This is a genomic window from Tenacibaculum sp. MAR_2009_124 (assembly GCF_900105455.1).
In the GTDB taxonomy this organism is placed as follows: Bacteria; Bacteroidota; Bacteroidia; order Flavobacteriales; family Flavobacteriaceae; genus Polaribacter.
On the sequence record NZ_FNSF01000008.1, the window covers coordinates 531643 to 550912 of the forward strand.

Consider the following 19270-nt stretch of genomic DNA (forward strand, 5'->3'; position numbering starts at 1 on the left):
AGATCATCAAGCATTTAAGAAATAGAAATTAACATTTTTTTTTACTTATTCACGAATCTCTCCTCTTAATGGGAGTTCAAAATATCTTTTAAATTGTCCTTTGGTCAGGTTCTCTCCTAATAAATACATCATTTTGGCTATCGCCGTTTCTGTTGTTATATCCTTTCCATCTATTATCCCAAGGTTTTTTAAATCGGAACTTGTTTCATAGTGACCTAATATAACACTTCCTCCAGCACATTGGGTTACATTCACAACATACACACCCTTTTCAACAAATTCTCTTAATATATCCAAAAACCATTTCGTAGTAGGCGCATTTCCTGCCCCATAAGTTTCTAAAACCAACCCTCTCAATCCTTCTATACCTAAGTAACTTCTCACGACCTTTTCTGTAATCCCTGGAAATAATTTTAATACAGCTATATTGTTATCAAACTTTTTTCTAAAAACTAATTCCTTCTCATCTCCTCTTAATCGCAACAATAAAGGATAATTAAAGTTTAAGTGAACCCCACTCTCAACTAAAGGCGGGTAATTCATGGAGGTAAAAGCTTCAAATTGCTCCGCACTAATTTTTGTTGTTCTATTCGCGCGGTACAATTTATATTCAAAATATAACCCCACCTCTTGTATAATTGGCTCTCCATTATTTGAAGAAGCTGCTATTTGCACAGAGGTAATCAAATTCTCTTTCGCATCGGTTCTTAAATCACCAATGGGTAATTGTGAACCAGTGAAAATTACAGGCTTCTGCAGGTTCTCAAACATAAAACTAATTGCAGAAGAGATATAGGACATCGTATCGGAGCCAGTTAATACAACAAACCCATCAAAACTATTATAGTTACTTGCTATTATTTCGGCGATTTCAACATAATAATCAATATTCATATTAGAAGAATCTATAGGTTCTTTAAATGAAATTGTTTCAATCGTACAATTCAATTGCTGTAACTCTGGAATTTTATTGGATATCTGACTAAAATCAAATGCTTTTAAGGCACCTGTTCCGTAGTCTTTTACCATTCCAATGGTTCCTCCTGTATAAACGATAAGAATATTTGGTTTCTTTGTCATTTTGGCATATTATTATATGATGATATATTATGGAATAATTTGTGCTGTAAATTTATTAACTTAATCAGAATTTAAACCAAAAAAATCGAAAATATGGGAATGCAGTATTATGTAATTATAGGAGTTATCACTGTAATTAGCTGGATCGTAAGCAATACACTTAAAAGAAAATTTAAAAAATATTCCAAAGTAAGTCTCAGAAATGGAATGAGCGGAGCAGAAATTGCAGAAAAAATGTTACAGGATCATGGAATTTATGATGTTAAAGTTGTTTCTACTCCAGGGATGTTAACCGACCACTATAACCCAAGAAATAAAACAGTAAACCTCAGTGAAGGGGTCTACAATCAACGAAATGCTGCTGCTGCCGCTGTTTCCGCTCATGAGGTCGGACACGCCGTTCAACATGCAAGAGCCTATAAATGGCTTAAAATGCGATCGAACTTAGTTCCAATGGTAAGTATTTCATCTAAATTCTCACAATACCTTGTTTTAGGTGGACTCGTTTTAGGAGCTACTTCAAGCATGGGTTATTGGGTATTGGCTGCTGGTGTAGTTTTAATGGGAATTGGAACTTTATTTAGTTTTGTTACCCTCCCTGTTGAATATGATGCAAGTAATAGAGCTTTAGCTTGGTTGGAAAACAAGCATATTGTGACACGTGAAGAACTTGCTGGTTCAAAAGATGCTTTAAAATGGGCTGCTAGAACTTATTTAGTAGCTGCGTTGGGGTCACTTGCCATGCTTGCCTATTGGGTTATGAAATTAATGGCTGCAAACAGAAATTAAAAGAACAAACATATAATATGGAGAAGACTTGTAATAATAACGAGTCTTTTTTTATTTTCACAAATTGAACAGCGAAATCAAATCATTAAACGGAAAAAAAACCTTATTCAGCAGAATTGGTTTTCAAAAACATTGATTTTCCTACAAATTTGTTCCGCAATCCATCAATTGTTCAATCATGAAAAACTTAATTACTGTTATTATCATTTTTATTGGAATTTTTGCATCATACGGTCAACACACTGTTGAGGGCACAGTAACCGATGACAATAATATTCCTATTCCTTTTGCCAATGTTATTCTACATTTTCAACAAGAAAAAAACCGAACTCCAAAAGGAGAAATCACTAACGATCAAGGTCAATTCAAATTTTCAAACATTCAAAAAGGAATCTATCAATTAGAAATATCTGTACTCGGTTTTAAAATTGAAAAGTCAGATACGTTCTCTTTAGAAAGTAAGAAAACATTCAACTTTACCTTAAAAGAAGAAAATCAAACGTTAAGTGAAGTTGAAATAAAAATCAAACGCCCAGTAATAAAACAAACTGCCGAAAAATTAATTGTAGATCTTGAAAAAACAGAAATGATCAATTCTAATTTACAAGATGTAATGCGAAAAGTTCCCGGAATACTAGTAACTAATAATGGAATTAGTGTAGCTGGTAAAAGTGGAGTTCGTATCTTAATTAATGGAAAAACTACGGAGTATATGGATGTAGACACCTTGCTTCGTGATTTTCCTGCTGATAATATAGCAAAAGTTGAAGTTGTAGAACAGCCCGGTGCAGAATACGATGCTTCTGGGACTGGTGCTGTAATTAACATTATCCTTAAAAAGAATGTAAAATTAGGTACACATGGAAGTGCCATGTTCTGGGTTGGAGAAGATGAAGGTTTCGAATATGGTACAAGAGCTTCCATAGCTAGCTATAAAAACAAATTAAACTGGCAAGCAAGCATTGGTCACTCAAAACCTACATGGAGAGATGATCTTTTCCTTATACGAACTGTTGGTGATGAAACATATGACCAAGTTACTAGAGAACCATACGACCCTACGAACTTAAATTTTGGAGGTAGTTTAGATTACTATATTAATCAACACCATTCTATCGGAATTGGAGGTCGCTGGAACAAACGTCAGTCTGATCGAATTGCAACTAGCCGAACTATAGTCACAGATGCTAATAGTTCGAACACTTTATTTTCGGAAAATACCTTTGACAGAAATCGAGTAGACTTTAATATAAATCCTTATTACGAATATAAAACGGATAAAGATAAATTGCTCATTGATTTCAATTATATCGATTATTTAAATGATGATATCAATACCCTATACGACGTTGCAGGCAGCAACATTCCTTTTGAAGATAGAAGATATATTCAAGATGGAAAATACAACATCAAAACCTACAGAATCGATTACTCTAGAAATCTTACAGATGACTTTAAATTGAGTTTTGGAAGTAAATTTTCCGATGTAAATACAGATAATGATTTACAATCATTTATTGAAAATGACTCTAATGGCTTCAATTTAGACCCAGAAACCAGCAGTCGTTTTTTAATCGATGAAACTATTTTCGCTCTATACACAAAACTTAACACAAGCTTTGGGAAATGGTCTTTTTCGGGAGGATTACGTTATGAAGACAGCAATACAGACGGTACCTCAATCTACCTAAAAAATGGACAAATGGTAAATGAAGTAAACAAAAGACCTATTCGCAAATTATTTCCTAGTGCTTCTATTAGTCGAAAAATTACCGAAGCAATAGGAGCGAGCCTTTCTTATAGCTACAGAATTGAAAGACCTTCTTACGGTAGTTTAAATTCATTTCAAGAGTTTTTGGATCCATTTTCAGCAAGCGAAGGAAATCCAAGATTAAGACCAGCGTTCACTAACAACTATCAATTTAACTTAACCTATGAAGGTCAGCCATTTTTTTCTGTTGGATATAGCAAAACAAACGATGTCATTTTCGATTTAATTAAACAAAACAATGAAACGGCTCAAATAAGGCAACAAGCTGTTAACGTTGAAAATTTTGAGAATTGGAATTTTAGACTATTCGGCCCCTTAGACTTTATAGAGAACCTAGATGGTTTTACTGGTTTCATTGTAAATAGAAATAGTTTTAATTCAGCTACTCACGAAGTAAACTTGTCAAAATGGAACTTACTATGGTTTATTCAAGCAAACTACAAATTACCTTGGGAAATAAATTTAGAGGTAAGCGGGAATTACGGTACAGGAGCCCTAGAAGGTCAAATTGAAGTAGATTGGTTAGCTGGATTGGATTTTTCTCTTGGAAAGAAATTCTTAGACAATAAGTTAAAAGTGAATTTAGGGTTTAATAAAATGCTTAACAGAGGGTTTGTTGGTAATATTGATTACGGAAACGGCACAGCAAATGTTGAAAGTAATGGATCACGACAGAACATACAATTAAGAGTAAGTTATAGTTTTGGTTCTAAGTTTGGCAAGAAAAAATCTAAAAGAAATTCATCAAGAGATGAAGAAAATAGAATAGAAAACAATAATTAAACATTATGACCTATAGAGTTTTATTTATTTTGGGCTTACTATTTGAATGCATAGGCCAAATTTTATTATCGAAAGGTCTTGAATTTGTATATGCGCAAAAACCAATAGATTTTGCGCATTGGTTTTTATTATTAGGAGCTGTGTTCCTAATACCTCAGCTATTTTCTTTTTCTAATAGTTTTTTCACAAAAATAGGAACCCTCACAACCTTAATTGGAATTGTTTGTATTATTGGAATGTGTGTCTTAGACTTCGTATGGTGGAGTCAACCAAATCAAGAAGTACGTGTTGAATTTGCAACACATCTTTCTAAATTTCCATCGATTTGGAAACCTTTTATTACAACTGGCCCCAACTTTTTAAATGTAGGATTATTACTTATGAGTATTCCCTATTTTAAAAAGAGTAAAGTTGGATTTGTATTGATTGCTTTAGCAACGTTGATTGTATTCTTTATGAGATTCATTCCAAATCGATTAATATATGCTTATTTCATTTATGCTATTGGCTTTTCCTTTTTATTATTCACCAAAACAACTTTAAGTAATGAATACCAAACTTAACCGATCTGACCTATATATTCTCAGCATATACTTTGTTGTTTCGTACATAATTCAAATACAAGAATATATTGCTAGAGATGCTCTTCTAAGGGAATATCTCATCGATTTTCCCATCGATACACTCTCTATTTGTAGCACTATTTTTATATTCGTTTTCTGGCTAATTCCGAAAATTGTGAAAGAAAAAAAATACATATTCTTTGCTTTGGTAGGAATTTCAATCCTAATTGTCTTCACTGGAATCGATTACACTTTAGGCTTTTGGTCTGGAAACAGTAACTGGGAACGATTTCCCACTGGTTTCGATTTTATCTTAAAAATGTTAGATATCGGTTCAAGACAAGTAGCTTTTCCTTTTGCTTTGCTTCTAACTAAAAAGTTTTACGAAGGACAAAACAATTTGCTAGAAATAGAGAAGCAACAAAAAGAGAATGAATTAAAATTATTAAGATCTCAAATTGATCCTCACTTTTTATTTAATAATCTGAATACCTTAGATTCTTTAATTGATAGCGATCCCGAAAAAGCTAAAGAATACATTAATCGTCTTTCATTAATATATCGATATTTAATTCAAACAAAAGACAGCGAAGTTATGGAGTTTTCTGAAGAGTTAAATTTTGCAGAGAACTATATCTTCTTAATTAAAACAAGATTTGAAAGTGATTATGTATTTAAGATAGAGAATAAAGGAATAGATGTATCAAATTCATTTTTACCTACAGGAGCCATCCAAACATTATTGGAAAATGTAGTAAAGCATAACAAACCCAACAGAAACCCGATTTACACAACAATTAAAATCGATAACAAATCGCTAACCATTCTCAATACAAAATCGAATGTTAAACCTAGTAACGTTTCTTTTGGTACAGGGCTCGATAATTTGAAAATTAGATATGGTTATCTTTCTAATAAAGAAGTATTAATTGTAAACACGGAAAAAGAGTTTAAGGTTACCATTCCATTGATTAAATTGACCAGTTAAAATTAACTAATACAACTAAACAAACCAATTCGAACAAAATGAAGATATTGATTTTAGAAGATGAAATCCCTGCCTATAAAAAACTAATATCGTATCTAGATGATTTTTTTATGGACAATTCTTATAATCATGATTGGTCTCGATCAATAAATGATGGTAAGGAGTTTCTATCAAACGAAAATTATGACTTTATTCTTTCTGACATTCAATTATTAGATGGAATATCTTTTGACCTATTCGATGAAATTCCAACAAATTGCCCAATTATTTTTTGTTCGGCACATGATAATTATCTTTTAAAAGCATTTGACACCAATGGTATTGCATACATATTAAAACCGTATACGAAATCTGATTTCTCCAAAGCCATTAGAAAATACCAATCACTTTTTAAAAATGGAAAATACAATGAGCTCAACAAGAAAACAATTCATAGTTTAAAATCGGCCTTACACAGCGAGGGTACAAGTTTCAAAAAGAGATTTGTTATTAAAAAATCAAATGGAATACAATTATTAAATGTAAGTGATATTAGCCTAATCGAAGCCTCAGGTGATTTCTGTATTGCTACTGATAATTCAGGGAAACGCCATACAATTTCATTAAACTTGGGAACTATATTTAAACAACTAAATCCCAATAAATTTTTTAAAATCAACAGAAGTGAAATTATAAATATTGATACGATCGAAAATATAGAAAGTCATTTTAAAAACAGATTACTGATTACTTATAGTGGAGGAAAGGATAAAGTAATGACGAGTTCCTCAACAACTTCCGATTTCCGAAAATGGTTGGAACAATAGTTCGCTACTATTTACAAATTGAAATCACAAATGATATTAAAAGAAAAAGCTCTTTCAAATTTGAAAGAGCTTTTTTATCAAAAAAATATATTTTTAGTTATTTAATTTGAATTTCCCATAAATTACTAGCACGATACCTCCTGCTGTAGCGGCTCCAAGAAACATACCTCCTAGAAAACCTCCTGCAAAATCAAAAGCCATAAAGCCAACAGATATTAGAATTAATAACAGTCCTAATATTCTCATTTGAGTTTTATTCAAAATCAAGAACTTAGTTAATCATTTAGCTTCAACACCGCCATAAATGCTTGTTGAGGGATTTCTACATTACCTACCTGACGCATACGCTTTTTACCTTTCTTTTGCTTTTCCAAAAGTTTCCTTTTACGTGAAATATCACCTCCATAACACTTGGCTGTTACATCCTTTCTTAAGGCTTTTACAGTTTCACGCGCTATAATTTTAGCTCCAATAGCTGCTTGTATAGGAATATCAAACTGTTGACGTGGAATTAACTCTTTTAACTTCTCACAAATTCTTTTACCTATTGTGTACGCATTATCAACATGCAACAAAGACGATAAAGCATCTACTGGTTGCGCATTTAATAACATATCTACACGCACTAATTTTGAAGATTTTAATCCTATCGGATGGTAATCAAAAGATGCATATCCTTTAGAAACTGTTTTTAAACGATCATAAAAATCAAAAACAATCTCAGCCAAAGGCATTTCAAAAATTAATTCAACTCTTTCCGTAGTCAAATACGTTTGATTTATAATTTGACCACGCTTTTCTATACACAAGCTCATTACTTGGCCAACAAAATCAGATTTCGTTATAATAGATGCCTTTATAAAAGGTTCTTCAACCCTATTTAATTTAGAAGGCTCAGGCAAGTCGGTTGGGTTATTTACAATAATAACCTCATCTGGCTCCTTGTTCGTAAAAGCATGGTATGACACATTGGGAACCGTTGTAATTACCGTCATATTAAACTCACGCTCCAAACGTTCCTGAATAATTTCCATGTGTAACATTCCTAAAAACCCACATCGAAACCCAAAACCTAAAGCCGCAGAACTCTCTGGCTGAAAAACTAATGAAGCATCGTTCAACTGAAGTTTTTCCATAGAACCTCTTAGTTCTTCATAATCTTCAGTATCTACTGGATATATTCCTGCAAAAACCATTGGCTTTACATCCTCAAAACCATCAATAATATCAGTTGTTGGATTAACAAAATCTGTAATTGTATCACCTACCTTTACTTCTTTCGCTGTTTTTATCCCTGTAATTAAGTATCCTACATCACCTGTTTTTATCTCTTTCTTAGGCACTTGATCTAGCTTTAAGGTTCCTACCTCATCAGCAAAATAATCATTTCCAGTTGCCATAAACTTAATTTTCTGATTCTTTTTAATCGAACCATCAATCACTCTAAAATAGGTTTCAATTCCTCTATACGAATTGTAGACACTATCAAAAATTAAGGCTTTTAGCGGCCCATCAGGATTTCCTTTAGGCGCAGGAATTCTATCAATAATGGCTTCTAAAATATTATCAACTCCAAAACCCGTTTTACCACTTGCTGAAATCACATCTTCTGGATCGCACCCTAACAAATCAACAATATCATCTGTTACTTCTTCAGGGTTTGCACTTGGTAAATCAACCTTATTCATTACTGGTATAATTTCCAAATCATTATCTAAAGCTAAATATAAATTAGATATGGTTTGTGCTTGAATACTTTGAGCTGCATCAACAATTAATAAAGCTCCTTCACAAGCTGCGATAGAACGAGATACTTCATAAGAAAAATCAACGTGACCTGGAGTGTCAATCAAATTCAAAATATATGGTTCACCATTATGAACATAGTCCATTTGAATTGCGTGAGACTTAATTGTAATACCACGCTCACGTTCTAAATCCATACTATCAAGTAACTGATTTTGTTTTTCTCTTTCTGTAACCGTTTGAGTAAAGTCTAACAAACGATCAGCCAAGGTACTCTTCCCGTGATCAATATGTGCTATAATGCAAAAGTTTCTTATATTTTTCATGTATCAAATTCTAACATCTCGTGACCCACAAAGATACGCTAATTAACTCCTTTCACAAATAAAAGTAAATACATCAATTAAAAATATATATAAACCTGAATATCGCTAATTCTTACAATTTGATTTCTATCTTTTTCGCTTGGCACAATCGTAAACCTTCTTCTATTTTATTGAGTTATTTCTAATGATTTCCTTGATTTATTTAAAGCTTTTTTTTCCCTTTTAACCAACTTAAATTCCTTTTTAGTAAATTTAAGAGACGACTAAACAAGGAATTAACACATATTTGATAAAAACAATGTTTTTGGTGGTGTAAAATAATTATCATCTAAAAGCTTTTTCTTAAAAACGTAATAAAAATGAAAAAATCAACACAATTAATCTTAACCCTTACCCTCAGTCTTTTTATTTTTAGCTGCTCTTCTTCTGAAATAGAAGATCCAGATGTAACTCCTGTAGATCCACCAGCGGAAAAAACTACCTACGACAAAGATGTAAAAACGTTAATTAATAATAGTTGTGCAACGTCTGCTTGTCACGACGCCAACGCTCCTCAAGCGGGATTACCATTAACGAACTATACTCAAGTGAAGAATGCTGCTGAAAACGGAAACTTAATTACCAGAATTAATAGTAGTTCAAATCCAATGCCTCCTACTGGCCAAAACAATACTGTTATTTCAATTATTGATCAATGGAAAAATGATGGGTACCTTGAAAATTAAAATTACTGTTCTCGTATTTTTATTTATTACATCTTTATGTTTCTCGCAAAAGTTATTTACAAGAACAGGGATTACGGAATTTAAAGCATCAATTGATGCTTTTGAAGCCGTTGAAGCCATAAATAAAAGCACTTCTGTTATTGTAAATAGTGAAGGTAAAATAGCGGCGCAATTATACATCAGTGCCTTTTCATTTAAAGTGGCTCTTATGCAAGAACATTTCAATGAAAACTATATGGAGTCCGATGAATTCCCGAAAGCCAATTTTAAAGGTACAATAGAACAGTTTGATATAGGAGTTTTGAAAGACTCCTATATTTTAAAGGGCAGCATAACCGTTAAAGGTATTTCTAAATCGATTGAAACAAAAGTTAAGATAAAAAAGTCTGCAAACGACAAAATCGTTTTAAAAGGAGTATTCGCAGTATCACCGAAAGATTTTAACATTAAGATTCCAAGTATTGTGAGAAAAAAAATAGCTGAACACGTAACTATATCTCTTGATTATGAACTTTCTAAAAAAAAATAAATGGATTATACTTATTTTAATTCTCTTAATTGGAGGTTTAGTAGCCAGTATCAAGTACTTATATAGGGCTCCAAAGCAAATTGAAGAAATAGAAGCAGCGTACAAAGGAACATCAATAAACTTCATCACTTTATTACAAGAAGATTCCTTAAAATGGAACAATGTATCGATAGAGATATCTGGAACAGTAACTGAACTTGTTGGAAACAACTTTGTTATGGATAATTTCATTTTTTGTCAACTTAAAGAAAATTCTGAGCCGTTTTTGTCCAATCAATTAAATACATCAATAACAATTAAAGGAATTGTTATTGGCTACGACGAATTACTAAACGAACTAAAAATCAATCAATGTATTATACTAAATTAACCTGCACTTTACTTCTTCTCTTTACTGTAACTATATATGCACAAGACGACCTACTTGAAGAACTGGAAAATGATAATAAAAACAAATCTACGTTCATTTTACCCGCTTTTAAAACGCTTAAAATTGGAAATCTTCAATCAACAAAAGTAGCCGAAAAGGGAGATTTATATTTAATTGTCTCACATCGATTTGGGCCACTCAAGGAAGGTTTCGATACTTTTTTAGGACTCGACAACGCTAATACCAAAATGGAGCTTCTTTATAGTTTTTGGGATGGCATACAATTTAGTATCTCCAGAGAATCTTTTGATCGAACTTTGGCCGCTACATCAAAATTCAGAATAACACAGCAATCCCATCGATTCCCGTTAAACATTACTGGATATGCGGGTATATACAGAAATACTTTAATAAACACCCAAGCTTTCCCTGAATTAAAAGATGCTGATCGTTATAGTTACTCGTTACAATTATTGGTTTCAAAAAGGTTTTCAAAAAAACTCACATTACAAGCGGCTCCAACGTTTATAAGAGAAAATCTGCAAGACTTAAGAAATACGGTAGAAGCCAATCATGGTCAACTTGGTTTAGGCTTCGGAGGACGTTACAAAATCAGCAAACGAATGAGTTTTAATGCTGAATATGTTCATAATTTTAATCGTCATAAAGATTCTCGATTTTCGAATCCATACACTTTTGGATTAGATATTGAAACTGGTGGTCATGTTTTTCAGCTACTTTTCTCTAATGCTCAATCTACCAACGAACCTGGTTTTATAAGTAAGGCTGAAGGAGATATTGCTTTTGGTTTTAATGTTGTAAGAGTCTTTTGACTTAGCTACTTTTTATGGATGAAATTATATAACTTTCCTACCTAAAAAATAAAGGTTAAATTTGCCAAAATTTTTTGGTTTGGTTAAAATAGATACTATAGAATTACCTGATTTCCCGTTACTCTTAGCTCCCATGGAAGATGTAAGCGATCCTCCTTTTAGAGCTTTATGTAAAGAGAATGGTGCCGATGTTGTATATACTGAGTTTATTTCTTCGGAAGGTTTAATTCGCGATGCCGCTAAAAGCGTTATGAAATTAGACATCTACGAAAAAGAAAGACCTGTAGGTATTCAAATATTTGGTGCTAATCTTGACTCTATGTTAAAATCGGTTGAAATAGTTGAAAAGACCAACCCTGATATTATCGATATCAACTTCGGATGTCCTGTTAAAAAAGTAGTTTCAAAAGGAGCTGGTGCAGGAATTTTAAAGGATATCGATTTAATGGTAAAGTTAACCGAAGCCATGGTTAAACATACCAAACTCCCCATTACTGTAAAGACTCGTTTAGGCTGGGATCATGATTCTATTCGTATCGTTGAAGTGGCAGAAAGACTGCAAGATGTAGGTTGTAAAGCCATTTCCATTCATGGTAGAACACGCGCCCAAATGTATAAAGGCAATGCCGACTGGAAACCCATTGCTGAAGTTAAAAACAATCCAAGAATGCATATTCCTGTTTTTGGTAATGGTGATGTAGATTCTCCCGAAAAAGCAAAAGAAATGCGTGATGTTTATGGGCTTGATGGTTGTATGATTGGCCGTGCTTCTATTGGATATCCTTGGTTTTTCAACGAAATAAAACATTATTTTAAAACTGGAGAACATTTACCTAAACCAACAATCATAGAACGTGCAGAAATGGCTAAAAGACATCTTGAAATGTCTATTGATTGGAAAGGAGAGCATTTGGGAGTTGTTGAAACAAGAAGGCATTACACGAATTACTTTAAGGGAATTCCTCATTTTAAAGAATATCGTTTAAAAATGGTTACTTCAGACGACCCTAAAGATGTTTTCGATACGTTTGAGTTGGTAAAAGAGAAGTTTGGATAGAATAAAACAAGTTTCTTATTCATCTTCCTAATTTAAGAACATAGCTTTTATTACTATTAGCTTAACTATTTATTATCTCTCTATAAAAGCTCTATTAATTCTAGAACTTGCAATTTTCGATGCTATAAAACCAAGTACTACTATTGTAAAAAGTACTACGAAGAAATTAATCCATTGTAATTCTACTGGATAAGGTAAACTATCTGTAATCATAAAAACCCCAAATTGAAGCTGTATAAAAACAAGAGCAACTCCAATAAACAGTCCAATAGACAACCCTACTAACACCAATAAAAAACCTTGGTAAACGAATATCCTTTTAACGTCCTTTACACTTGTACCTAAACTCAATAACGTTTTTAAGTTTTTTCTTTTATCAATAATCATCATAATAATTGACCCAATTACATTGAAAAGAGCAATTACGATAATTAACGTAAAAATAAGATAAGATATAAAGTTCTCCGTATTTACAACCTTGTAGTATAGTGCATTTAGCTCCTTCTTTGTTTTTACTTCAAACTCATCTCCAAGCTTCGCAACTAATTCTTCTTTTATATCCTCAACATCATATACATCCTTTACTTTAACTTCAATAGCCGAAATATCGTTATCGTCATAATTAAGTAATTTTTGTGCTTCATCAATATGTGTAAAAACAAATTTATTTTGGAACTCTTCAGATCCAGTATATACACCAACAATCTGAACATCAATAGATGTAAATGCTTTATTCGGATTTGTAATAAATTTAGTTCCTGGCTTAGGAACCATAACTTGCAAAGGATCACCAAAATTAAAAGCTCCTAATGATAATTTATACGAAATTCCTGCCCCAATAACAGCTGTATTTGCATACTTTTTATCAAGCCAAACTCCTATATTTAAAGCTGAATCTATTTGAACTACATCCGTATAATACTTATCAACGCCTTTTATAAATGCAATGTAATTTTTACTTTTATAACTCAAAGAAACTCTCTCTTCAACAACACAAGAAAACGCATTTAATTTAGGGTTGTCAACAAGTGAATTTACAAGTTTATCAGAAACTTTAAACGTTTTCCCTCTCACTGGAAGAATTTTCATATCTGGATCAGAGGCCTCCAACAGTGAATCACTAAAAGTTCTCAGTCCAGAAAACCCTGACAATACAATAAACAAAGCTGCAGTTCCAACAATAACACTAAATGTGGCTATAAATGTTATAATGTTTATTGCATTTGTGCTGTTTTTAGCAAATAAGTATCTTTTCGCTATGTATAAAGGAAAATTCAATAGACTTTTTTAAAAAAGATTATATTCAAATGTAGGTCTTTTTTTAATCACAGAACGATCGTCGAGAACTTAATTCAATAAAAAAACAGTTTCTTTAAACTCAAGATTATCTAGAGGTCACTGTTTATTTATTATCGCTTCTGTCGTCTTGGAAGTATATCAGGATTTTTAATAGGGTTTTCGTCTTCACCGTCTAACGATTTATCTATTTCTTCTATATAATCTAAGCTATCATCACCATAAAACAACAACTCAGGCATTCTTCTCAATTGATTTCTAGTCCTTTGAGCAAGCTCATAACGTATAGTAGCCGTATTTGATTTTACTCCTTCAATAATTTCGTCTCTTTTATCCGAAGGGAATATACTTAAATACACTTTCGCTACACCTAAATCTGCTGTAACCGAAACTCTCGATACAGAGATAATTACCCCTCTCATTCCATCTTGAGCAGCACGCTGTAAAACATCTACTAAATCTTGTTGCAGTACACCTGCAATTTTACGCTGTCTGTTTGTTTCTTCCATGCCGCAAATTTACGGAATATTTTCAGACCTTTTAATTTTTGTGTTTTTTTAATCTTATTCCTTGATTATACCATTTGTCATTTAAAATTACTGTAAAAAAGAACGCTAAGATCTTTCAAAAGAAATTCAACTACTCTCTTCTGACTTAAATCCTCAACAGTAAATACATGGTCTATAATTATCCCTAGAAGTCGATAAACAAAAAAGAAACACAACATGTAATTTTCTAAATAGCTATTAAAGAAGTTTTAAGGTGTATATATTTTGTTTTTAATAGCATACATTACTAGTCCTACTCTATTCCTAACATCTAGTTTAGTAAATAAACTATCTCTATAACCATCAATAGTTTTAGGGCTTAAAAACATTTTTTCAGCAATTTCTTTATAGGTTAATTCAGAACAAGCCAGCTTCATAAAAGTCAATTCATTATCCTTAAACTGAATATTCGATTTTTTATTTTTTCCAGAAACAGAATCAATCAACAAACTGGTAACTTCTCGTGTATGGTAAAATCCATTTTCCATAAGCTCTAGTAGTGCCTTTTCCAAAACCTCCTTTTGAGTATCTTTTAACAAATACCCAACAGCGCCAGCCTTTAGCATTTTTAAAATCGTATTATCAGCATCTTCTACTGATAATGCCATTACATGCACGTCAGGATAGTTTTCGACAACCCATTCTGTTGTTTCAATGCCATTCATCACGGGCATATTAACATCTACCAAAACAATATCAGGAATATTCATTGGCGACCCCAAAAACTTATCTGACAATTCTTTCCCGTTTTTACAAGTATATAATACTTTAAATTTATCGAATGTATTTACCATACTTTCGATTGCTTGTGACAATAACGTATGATCGTCAACAACAACTACTGAATATTTCATAATAACTAAGTTTAGGTTAATCTCTGCATATAGAACTCGTTTAAACGAATTCATAGGGAAATGCTTAAAAATAATAATTAATTGTTAAAGTTGTACCTTTTTGAGGTTCCGATTTTAAGGTCGCTTTTGCGTTTATTAGTTTAACTCTAGCTTTAATATTCTGAAGACCAATTCCCTTTAGCCCCACCTTATCAACCTCAAAACCTACGCCATTATCGCAGGCCTTAATTTCTAACTCTCCTTTTTTAAAGTGTAGTTTCACCTCTAAATCAGTTGCTTTTGAATGTTTTATGGTATTGGAAAAAAATTCTTGAAGTACCCTAAAAATAATAATCCCATGCTTTTGACTCACTTCTTTTTCCTCTCCGAGAACAGTTAAGCTCGAATTAATATAATTTAACCTATTAAAACGCTCAATTTCTAATTGTAAGGCTTCTATAAACTTTATATTATTGATAAACTCGGGATTTATCAATTTAGAAAGTGCTCTAATTTCAGTTAAGCTCTTCCCTATTGTTTCTGTAATATCTTCCAAACTTTCTGGAGTTGCCTGTTGTAACTGAATTTTAGCTAATGTTAAGAGTTGCCCGATATTATCGTGCAACTCCCAACTAATATTTCTTAAAGTTTCTTCTCGGATTTCTATTTGTGTTTCGGCTATTTCTCGCTCAAATTGTTTTTTGATTTCTTCTCGTTCTAACAACAACTTATTTTTTCGTCGTTGGAAAACTGTGAATAATATCACTAGAAAAGCTACTACAACAACTATTATAACCGTAGTAACTATTAATATTTCTCCTCCTTGCTCCATATTAATCCGAAAGATATAAATAAACTACGTAAGATTATTAGCACACTCAACACAGAGAAAATACCTCTAGATTTAATATACTTTAATAAAGAAAAAAAAGGAATCGAAGGAAGATAGAACACTAAAAAACCAACTGAAACCCAAAAAGGTAACATTTTCTTATAATTTAGAATTTCATCTGATAAAAGAACCCCTCTTAAATACAATAAAAGAACTATAGCTACATTTATTGAGCCTAATATTATCAAGTAAGAGAATATGTTCCTATAAAAAAAAACTATTAACCATAGAATGACAATTACCGCCCAAAGTAATTTTGGTAGAATCAACCACTTTTTTTCTTTGATAAGTTTTAAATACATCCAAAATATTAATGAATATTCTATAAATGAATATATGTGATGAAAGATAAAAGTAGGTTTCTCTTTTCTCAAAAGAAAGAAGCAATAAACTTCTATAAAAGCTGTAATAAGGAGGAACAAAAATAAAAATCTACTAAAACTTAACTTGAATTTTGTTAAAGTTACTCCACTAACAATTGCTACTATTACTTGAGATAAAATACCTAAGGAAAATAATGTAATCATTCTATTAAATATAGTTTAATGATAAGGAGGTGCTAAAGTAGAATGATTCCCAGTTCCACTTTCATCTTCTTGATCAAAATCATCATTGGAAATCATCTTAAACTCCGATGATTTTTCTTGATTCGATTTTAAATCATAATTATTATCTTTTCTTTTTCCTTGCTCATAATCTTCAGCATCATCATATATCCATTGATATCCATATCTTTCTAGCATTTCTTTAAATGTAACTAATTTTCCTTGCCTTGCACTTTGTACAGGGTCGAAAAGAACTTCTTTACCATTAATTACAGTAGATGGCAAATAAACCAAACTATTATATCCGTGTCTTGCTCCTTCATGATTCTTTGCGCCATAAATAAAAGAAATTCCAGAAATACGTATACCTGCCCTTTTACTCAAATTCTCTATATGACCTAAATATTTCTTAAACTGGTAAAAATTAAAGGTATTCATACGTGTGTCTTCATAGCCATAAGCTTGTTCAAAAGGCTCAATTCTCGTGCCATCGTATCTCTTTAGCATTTCAATAACCTCAGGATATGCAAGCATTTCTTTCGTCCTCCCCTCATCTTTATAACAGAAAATGCCTTTATCAGCTCCGTTTTCAATACATTCATCGCAATCACAGTCGCCTCTGAAAAAATTTCTGATAGCATTAAATAATCGTGTAATAAAATTTTGTTCCTTCATGATACTATTTGGTTTGTTTGAGTCAAATATACATTGCTATATATTTTAAAACCAACATTTTTTTCATACCCCTAAGTAAATAAACGCTTTCAAAAGAATATTCAGGAAAACCACCCTAAAGCCATCAGCGTTTACACTAAAGGAATTTAAAGACTTCAACGGTTGTTTATATAAAAAAAAGTCAGTGTATGACTGACCTTTTTCCGCATTCTTATGTTAGTATGGTGGAGATATTTGACCCCTATTACCCGCTCCACTTTCAACATCTGTACTTTTAGACCTGTTCTGAGAGTTTCGCTTGACCAATCCGTTAGTTTTATTCCTGTTATCATAATCCTCTTTAGAATCATATACCCAATTATAACCATAACTCGCTAACATTTCTTTTACCGTAACCGTCTTTTCGGAAGTTGATTGTACTGGGTCAAAACATATATTTTTACCACCAATTTCCGTTGTTGGCATAAATAATAAATTCTGATAATTCGGGACACCATGATCAGTATTTTCAGGATAAGCCGCAGAAACAAAATTTATTCCAGTAAACTTTATACCTTTTTCTCTAGAAAGAGTCTTTACATATTTAATATAATTTTCTAGGGTCTCAATACTGTAGTAATTCATACGAGTATCCTCAAAGCCTAATGCTTTCTCCAAAACTGGCTTTCTAGTTTTATCATAATGTTCTAACATCGGGACTAACTCCAAGTAATTTAAAGCATTATACGGACGTGAAACATTTGCCGTTTCATCTTGAGAAGGCTCTTCAATTCTATCTTGAGAACAAGACACCATAGTTAAGGCAATAGCCATAAAGGCCAACATCAATTTGTTTTTCATCATTAAAATTTTTAATTGGTTATTATTTCACTGACCACTGCATAGCACAAAGCCACTATAAATTCAATATAGTTGGTATAAAACGTATTAAAACATCATTATTTTTTATAGAAAACTCATAGCCAGCATTTTGAAGCAATTTAACACTTTTTTTATAAGCAGAAACCAGCTCTGTTAAAAAATAACTATACCAACCGAAGTAAAATAAAATTTTCACCTAAACCGGTTCCATTCTCTTATTATCAATAATTAGAAATTTAGACCTCACAGGTTTTTGAAACCTGTGAGGTCTAGTTATTCCTTACTAAATTATCTAATCAAATAATTTAATTGACACCTCAATCTAAATTCAGAATGTATTATTATCACTTAATAGACTGCACTACTCTTGACAGAAATAAATTACTGAAATCAGTCATTCCTATGTCTCCACTTTAAACTCTCCTTCTCTTTCCCCTATTTTATTCAAGGAAAACAACGGTAAAAAACAACAGGAATTCTAGTTTCAAATAGCGTTGTTCTACTGGAAAAATAACTTCAACAATCCACAAACTTTGCATTCAGTATTTCGAAATAACAAAGGCGAAAACCGAAAAGCCTAGAGAGAGTAGGTACAAACAAAACAAATAGATAAAATGCCAAATTTAGTTCCAGAATTAAATAGTTTAGATTTTAACGTGTATGTAGGAGGACCATTACAAGCTGCTATTCAAGCACAAACTGCCGCTTCAATGGCAACTGTTAACTTTATTAAAGAAGTTGGTTTTGAAAACACCCCACCAGGTGGTGGAACAGCTCCACTTCGTTATGTAGATTTTCAATACAAGAAATCTGTTCCTAATCCTGATTACGATCCTAATACCGCAGCCGGACCAAATAACCAAAAATTTATAGAGAACGAAGTAGAAATTAAGGTGCCATTTTTAACAACACTTACGATTCCTTCTATAAGAATTGATGAAGTAAATATTGATTTCAATGCGCGTTTAAGTTCTACAGAAACCAGAGATATTTCTACCGAATTTGCCGCAAGTGCTGAGTTAGGAATCAATTATAAGATTGTAAACTTTAAGGCTTCGGCTTCTTACAAGAGAAACACTTCTCAGGGAGTAAAAGTAGATAAGACTTACAACTTAGGCGTAAAGGTAAGAGCGGTAAACGACGAGTTACCAGAAGGGCTAAGTAGAATATTGGACATGCTTGAAGATAGCATTGCAACAGTAGCTTAAGTATAACACATAAGAGACTGAAGAAGATATACGAAATCAGTCTCTT

The 19270-nt window shown here is 32.2% G+C and carries 20 protein-coding genes; 11 read left to right on the plus strand and 9 right to left on the minus strand.

Annotated elements, in window-relative coordinates:
- Positions 1-45 precede the first annotated feature (45 nt).
- A complete protein-coding gene (locus BLW23_RS22360) occupies positions 46-1080 on the minus strand; it encodes an asparaginase (RefSeq protein WP_093674134.1) in 1035 nt (344 codons plus the stop codon).
- A gap of 99 nt (positions 1081-1179) precedes the next feature.
- On the opposite strand from BLW23_RS22360, the gene BLW23_RS22365 reads away from it, so the two are divergent.
- The 5 genes from BLW23_RS22365 (at position 1180) to BLW23_RS22385 (ending at position 6780) form a co-directional block, all read left to right on the plus strand.
- Positions 1180-1869 carry a zinc metallopeptidase gene (locus BLW23_RS22365; protein WP_093674412.1) on the plus strand — a complete coding sequence of 230 codons (690 nt, stop codon included), beginning with the start codon at positions 1180-1182 and terminating at the stop codon, positions 1867-1869.
- A 178-nt stretch (positions 1870-2047) separates the two neighbouring features.
- Complete coding sequence (locus BLW23_RS22370) at positions 2048-4423, plus strand: TonB-dependent receptor (protein ID WP_093674136.1); 2376 nt, start codon at positions 2048-2050, stop codon at positions 4421-4423.
- A 5-nt stretch (positions 4424-4428) separates the two neighbouring features.
- Positions 4429-4986 carry a hypothetical protein gene (locus BLW23_RS22375; protein ID WP_093674138.1) on the plus strand — a complete coding sequence of 186 codons (558 nt, stop codon included), beginning with the start codon at positions 4429-4431 and terminating at the stop codon, positions 4984-4986.
- The gene (locus tag BLW23_RS22380; RefSeq protein ID WP_093674140.1) at positions 4970-5974 is read left to right on the plus strand and encodes a sensor histidine kinase; all 1005 of its coding nucleotides are present in this window, start codon (positions 4970-4972) and stop codon (positions 5972-5974) included. The genes BLW23_RS22375 and BLW23_RS22380 overlap by 17 nt, the downstream gene beginning before the upstream one ends.
- 38 nt (positions 5975-6012) lie before the next feature.
- Positions 6013-6780 (plus strand): LytR/AlgR family response regulator transcription factor, encoded by a 768-nt coding sequence (locus tag BLW23_RS22385; protein WP_093674142.1) that lies wholly within the window; start codon positions 6013-6015, stop codon positions 6778-6780.
- A gap of 93 nt (positions 6781-6873) precedes the next feature.
- Here BLW23_RS22385 and BLW23_RS23445 read toward each other — a convergent pair whose 3' ends face one another.
- On the minus strand, positions 6874-7026 hold the full coding sequence (locus BLW23_RS23445; protein WP_176829911.1) for a hypothetical protein: 153 nt from the start codon (positions 7024-7026) through the stop codon (positions 6874-6876).
- Positions 7027-7055: 29 nt separating this feature from the next.
- A complete protein-coding gene (lepA, locus tag BLW23_RS22390) occupies positions 7056-8852 on the minus strand; it encodes a translation elongation factor 4 (protein ID WP_093674144.1) in 1797 nt (598 codons plus the stop codon).
- 359 nt (positions 8853-9211) lie between these two features.
- Between lepA and BLW23_RS22395 the strand changes: the two genes are divergently transcribed.
- The 5 genes from BLW23_RS22395 to dusB all read left to right on the plus strand — a co-directional run bounded on the left by BLW23_RS22395 (position 9212) and on the right by dusB (position 12366).
- The gene (locus BLW23_RS22395; RefSeq protein ID WP_093674146.1) at positions 9212-9577 is read left to right on the plus strand and encodes a hypothetical protein; all 366 of its coding nucleotides are present in this window, start codon (positions 9212-9214) and stop codon (positions 9575-9577) included.
- Positions 9567-10106 carry a YceI family protein gene (locus BLW23_RS22400; protein WP_255362865.1) on the plus strand — a complete coding sequence of 180 codons (540 nt, stop codon included), beginning with the start codon at positions 9567-9569 and terminating at the stop codon, positions 10104-10106. Before BLW23_RS22395 ends, BLW23_RS22400 begins: the two co-directional genes overlap by 11 nt.
- Positions 10084-10476, plus strand: coding sequence for a hypothetical protein (locus BLW23_RS22405; protein ID WP_093674150.1), 393 nt, complete (start codon positions 10084-10086; stop codon positions 10474-10476). The genes BLW23_RS22400 and BLW23_RS22405 overlap by 23 nt, the downstream gene beginning before the upstream one ends.
- Complete coding sequence (locus BLW23_RS22410; RefSeq protein WP_093674152.1) at positions 10458-11309, plus strand: DUF5777 family beta-barrel protein; 852 nt, start codon at positions 10458-10460, stop codon at positions 11307-11309. Before BLW23_RS22405 ends, BLW23_RS22410 begins: the two co-directional genes overlap by 19 nt.
- Positions 11310-11388: 79 nt before the next feature.
- Positions 11389-12366: a tRNA dihydrouridine synthase DusB gene (gene dusB, locus BLW23_RS22415; protein ID WP_093674414.1), complete on the plus strand. Its 978-nt coding sequence runs from the start codon at positions 11389-11391 to the stop codon at positions 12364-12366.
- A 72-nt stretch (positions 12367-12438) separates the two neighbouring features.
- Here the strand turns inward: dusB and BLW23_RS22420 are convergent, their stop codons facing one another.
- The 6 genes from BLW23_RS22420 to BLW23_RS22450 all read right to left on the minus strand — a co-directional run bounded on the left by BLW23_RS22420 (position 12439) and on the right by BLW23_RS22450 (position 17995).
- Positions 12439-13644, minus strand: a complete 1206-nt coding sequence (locus BLW23_RS22420; RefSeq protein WP_093674154.1) for an ABC transporter permease — start codon at positions 13642-13644, stop codon at positions 12439-12441.
- Positions 13645-13775: 131 nt separating this feature from the next.
- Positions 13776-14171 carry a 30S ribosome-binding factor RbfA gene (rbfA, locus tag BLW23_RS22425; protein ID WP_093674156.1) on the minus strand — a complete coding sequence of 132 codons (396 nt, stop codon included), beginning with the start codon at positions 14169-14171 and terminating at the stop codon, positions 13776-13778.
- Between the two features lie 248 nt (positions 14172-14419).
- Positions 14420-15067, minus strand: coding sequence for a response regulator transcription factor (locus BLW23_RS22430; protein WP_093674416.1), 648 nt, complete (start codon positions 15065-15067; stop codon positions 14420-14422).
- A gap of 61 nt (positions 15068-15128) precedes the next feature.
- Positions 15129-15875 (minus strand): sensor histidine kinase, encoded by a 747-nt coding sequence (locus BLW23_RS22435; RefSeq protein WP_093674158.1) that lies wholly within the window; start codon positions 15873-15875, stop codon positions 15129-15131.
- Between the two features lie 602 nt (positions 15876-16477).
- Positions 16478-17155 (minus strand): hypothetical protein, encoded by a 678-nt coding sequence (locus BLW23_RS22445; RefSeq protein WP_093674162.1) that lies wholly within the window; start codon positions 17153-17155, stop codon positions 16478-16480.
- 216 nt (positions 17156-17371) lie between these two features.
- Positions 17372-17995, minus strand: a complete 624-nt coding sequence (locus BLW23_RS22450) for a hypothetical protein (protein ID WP_093674164.1) — start codon at positions 17993-17995, stop codon at positions 17372-17374.
- A gap of 635 nt (positions 17996-18630) precedes the next feature.
- On the opposite strand from BLW23_RS22450, the gene BLW23_RS22455 reads away from it, so the two are divergent.
- Positions 18631-19224 carry a DUF2589 domain-containing protein gene (locus BLW23_RS22455; protein WP_093674166.1) on the plus strand — a complete coding sequence of 198 codons (594 nt, stop codon included), beginning with the start codon at positions 18631-18633 and terminating at the stop codon, positions 19222-19224.
- Positions 19225-19270 lie beyond the last annotated feature (46 nt).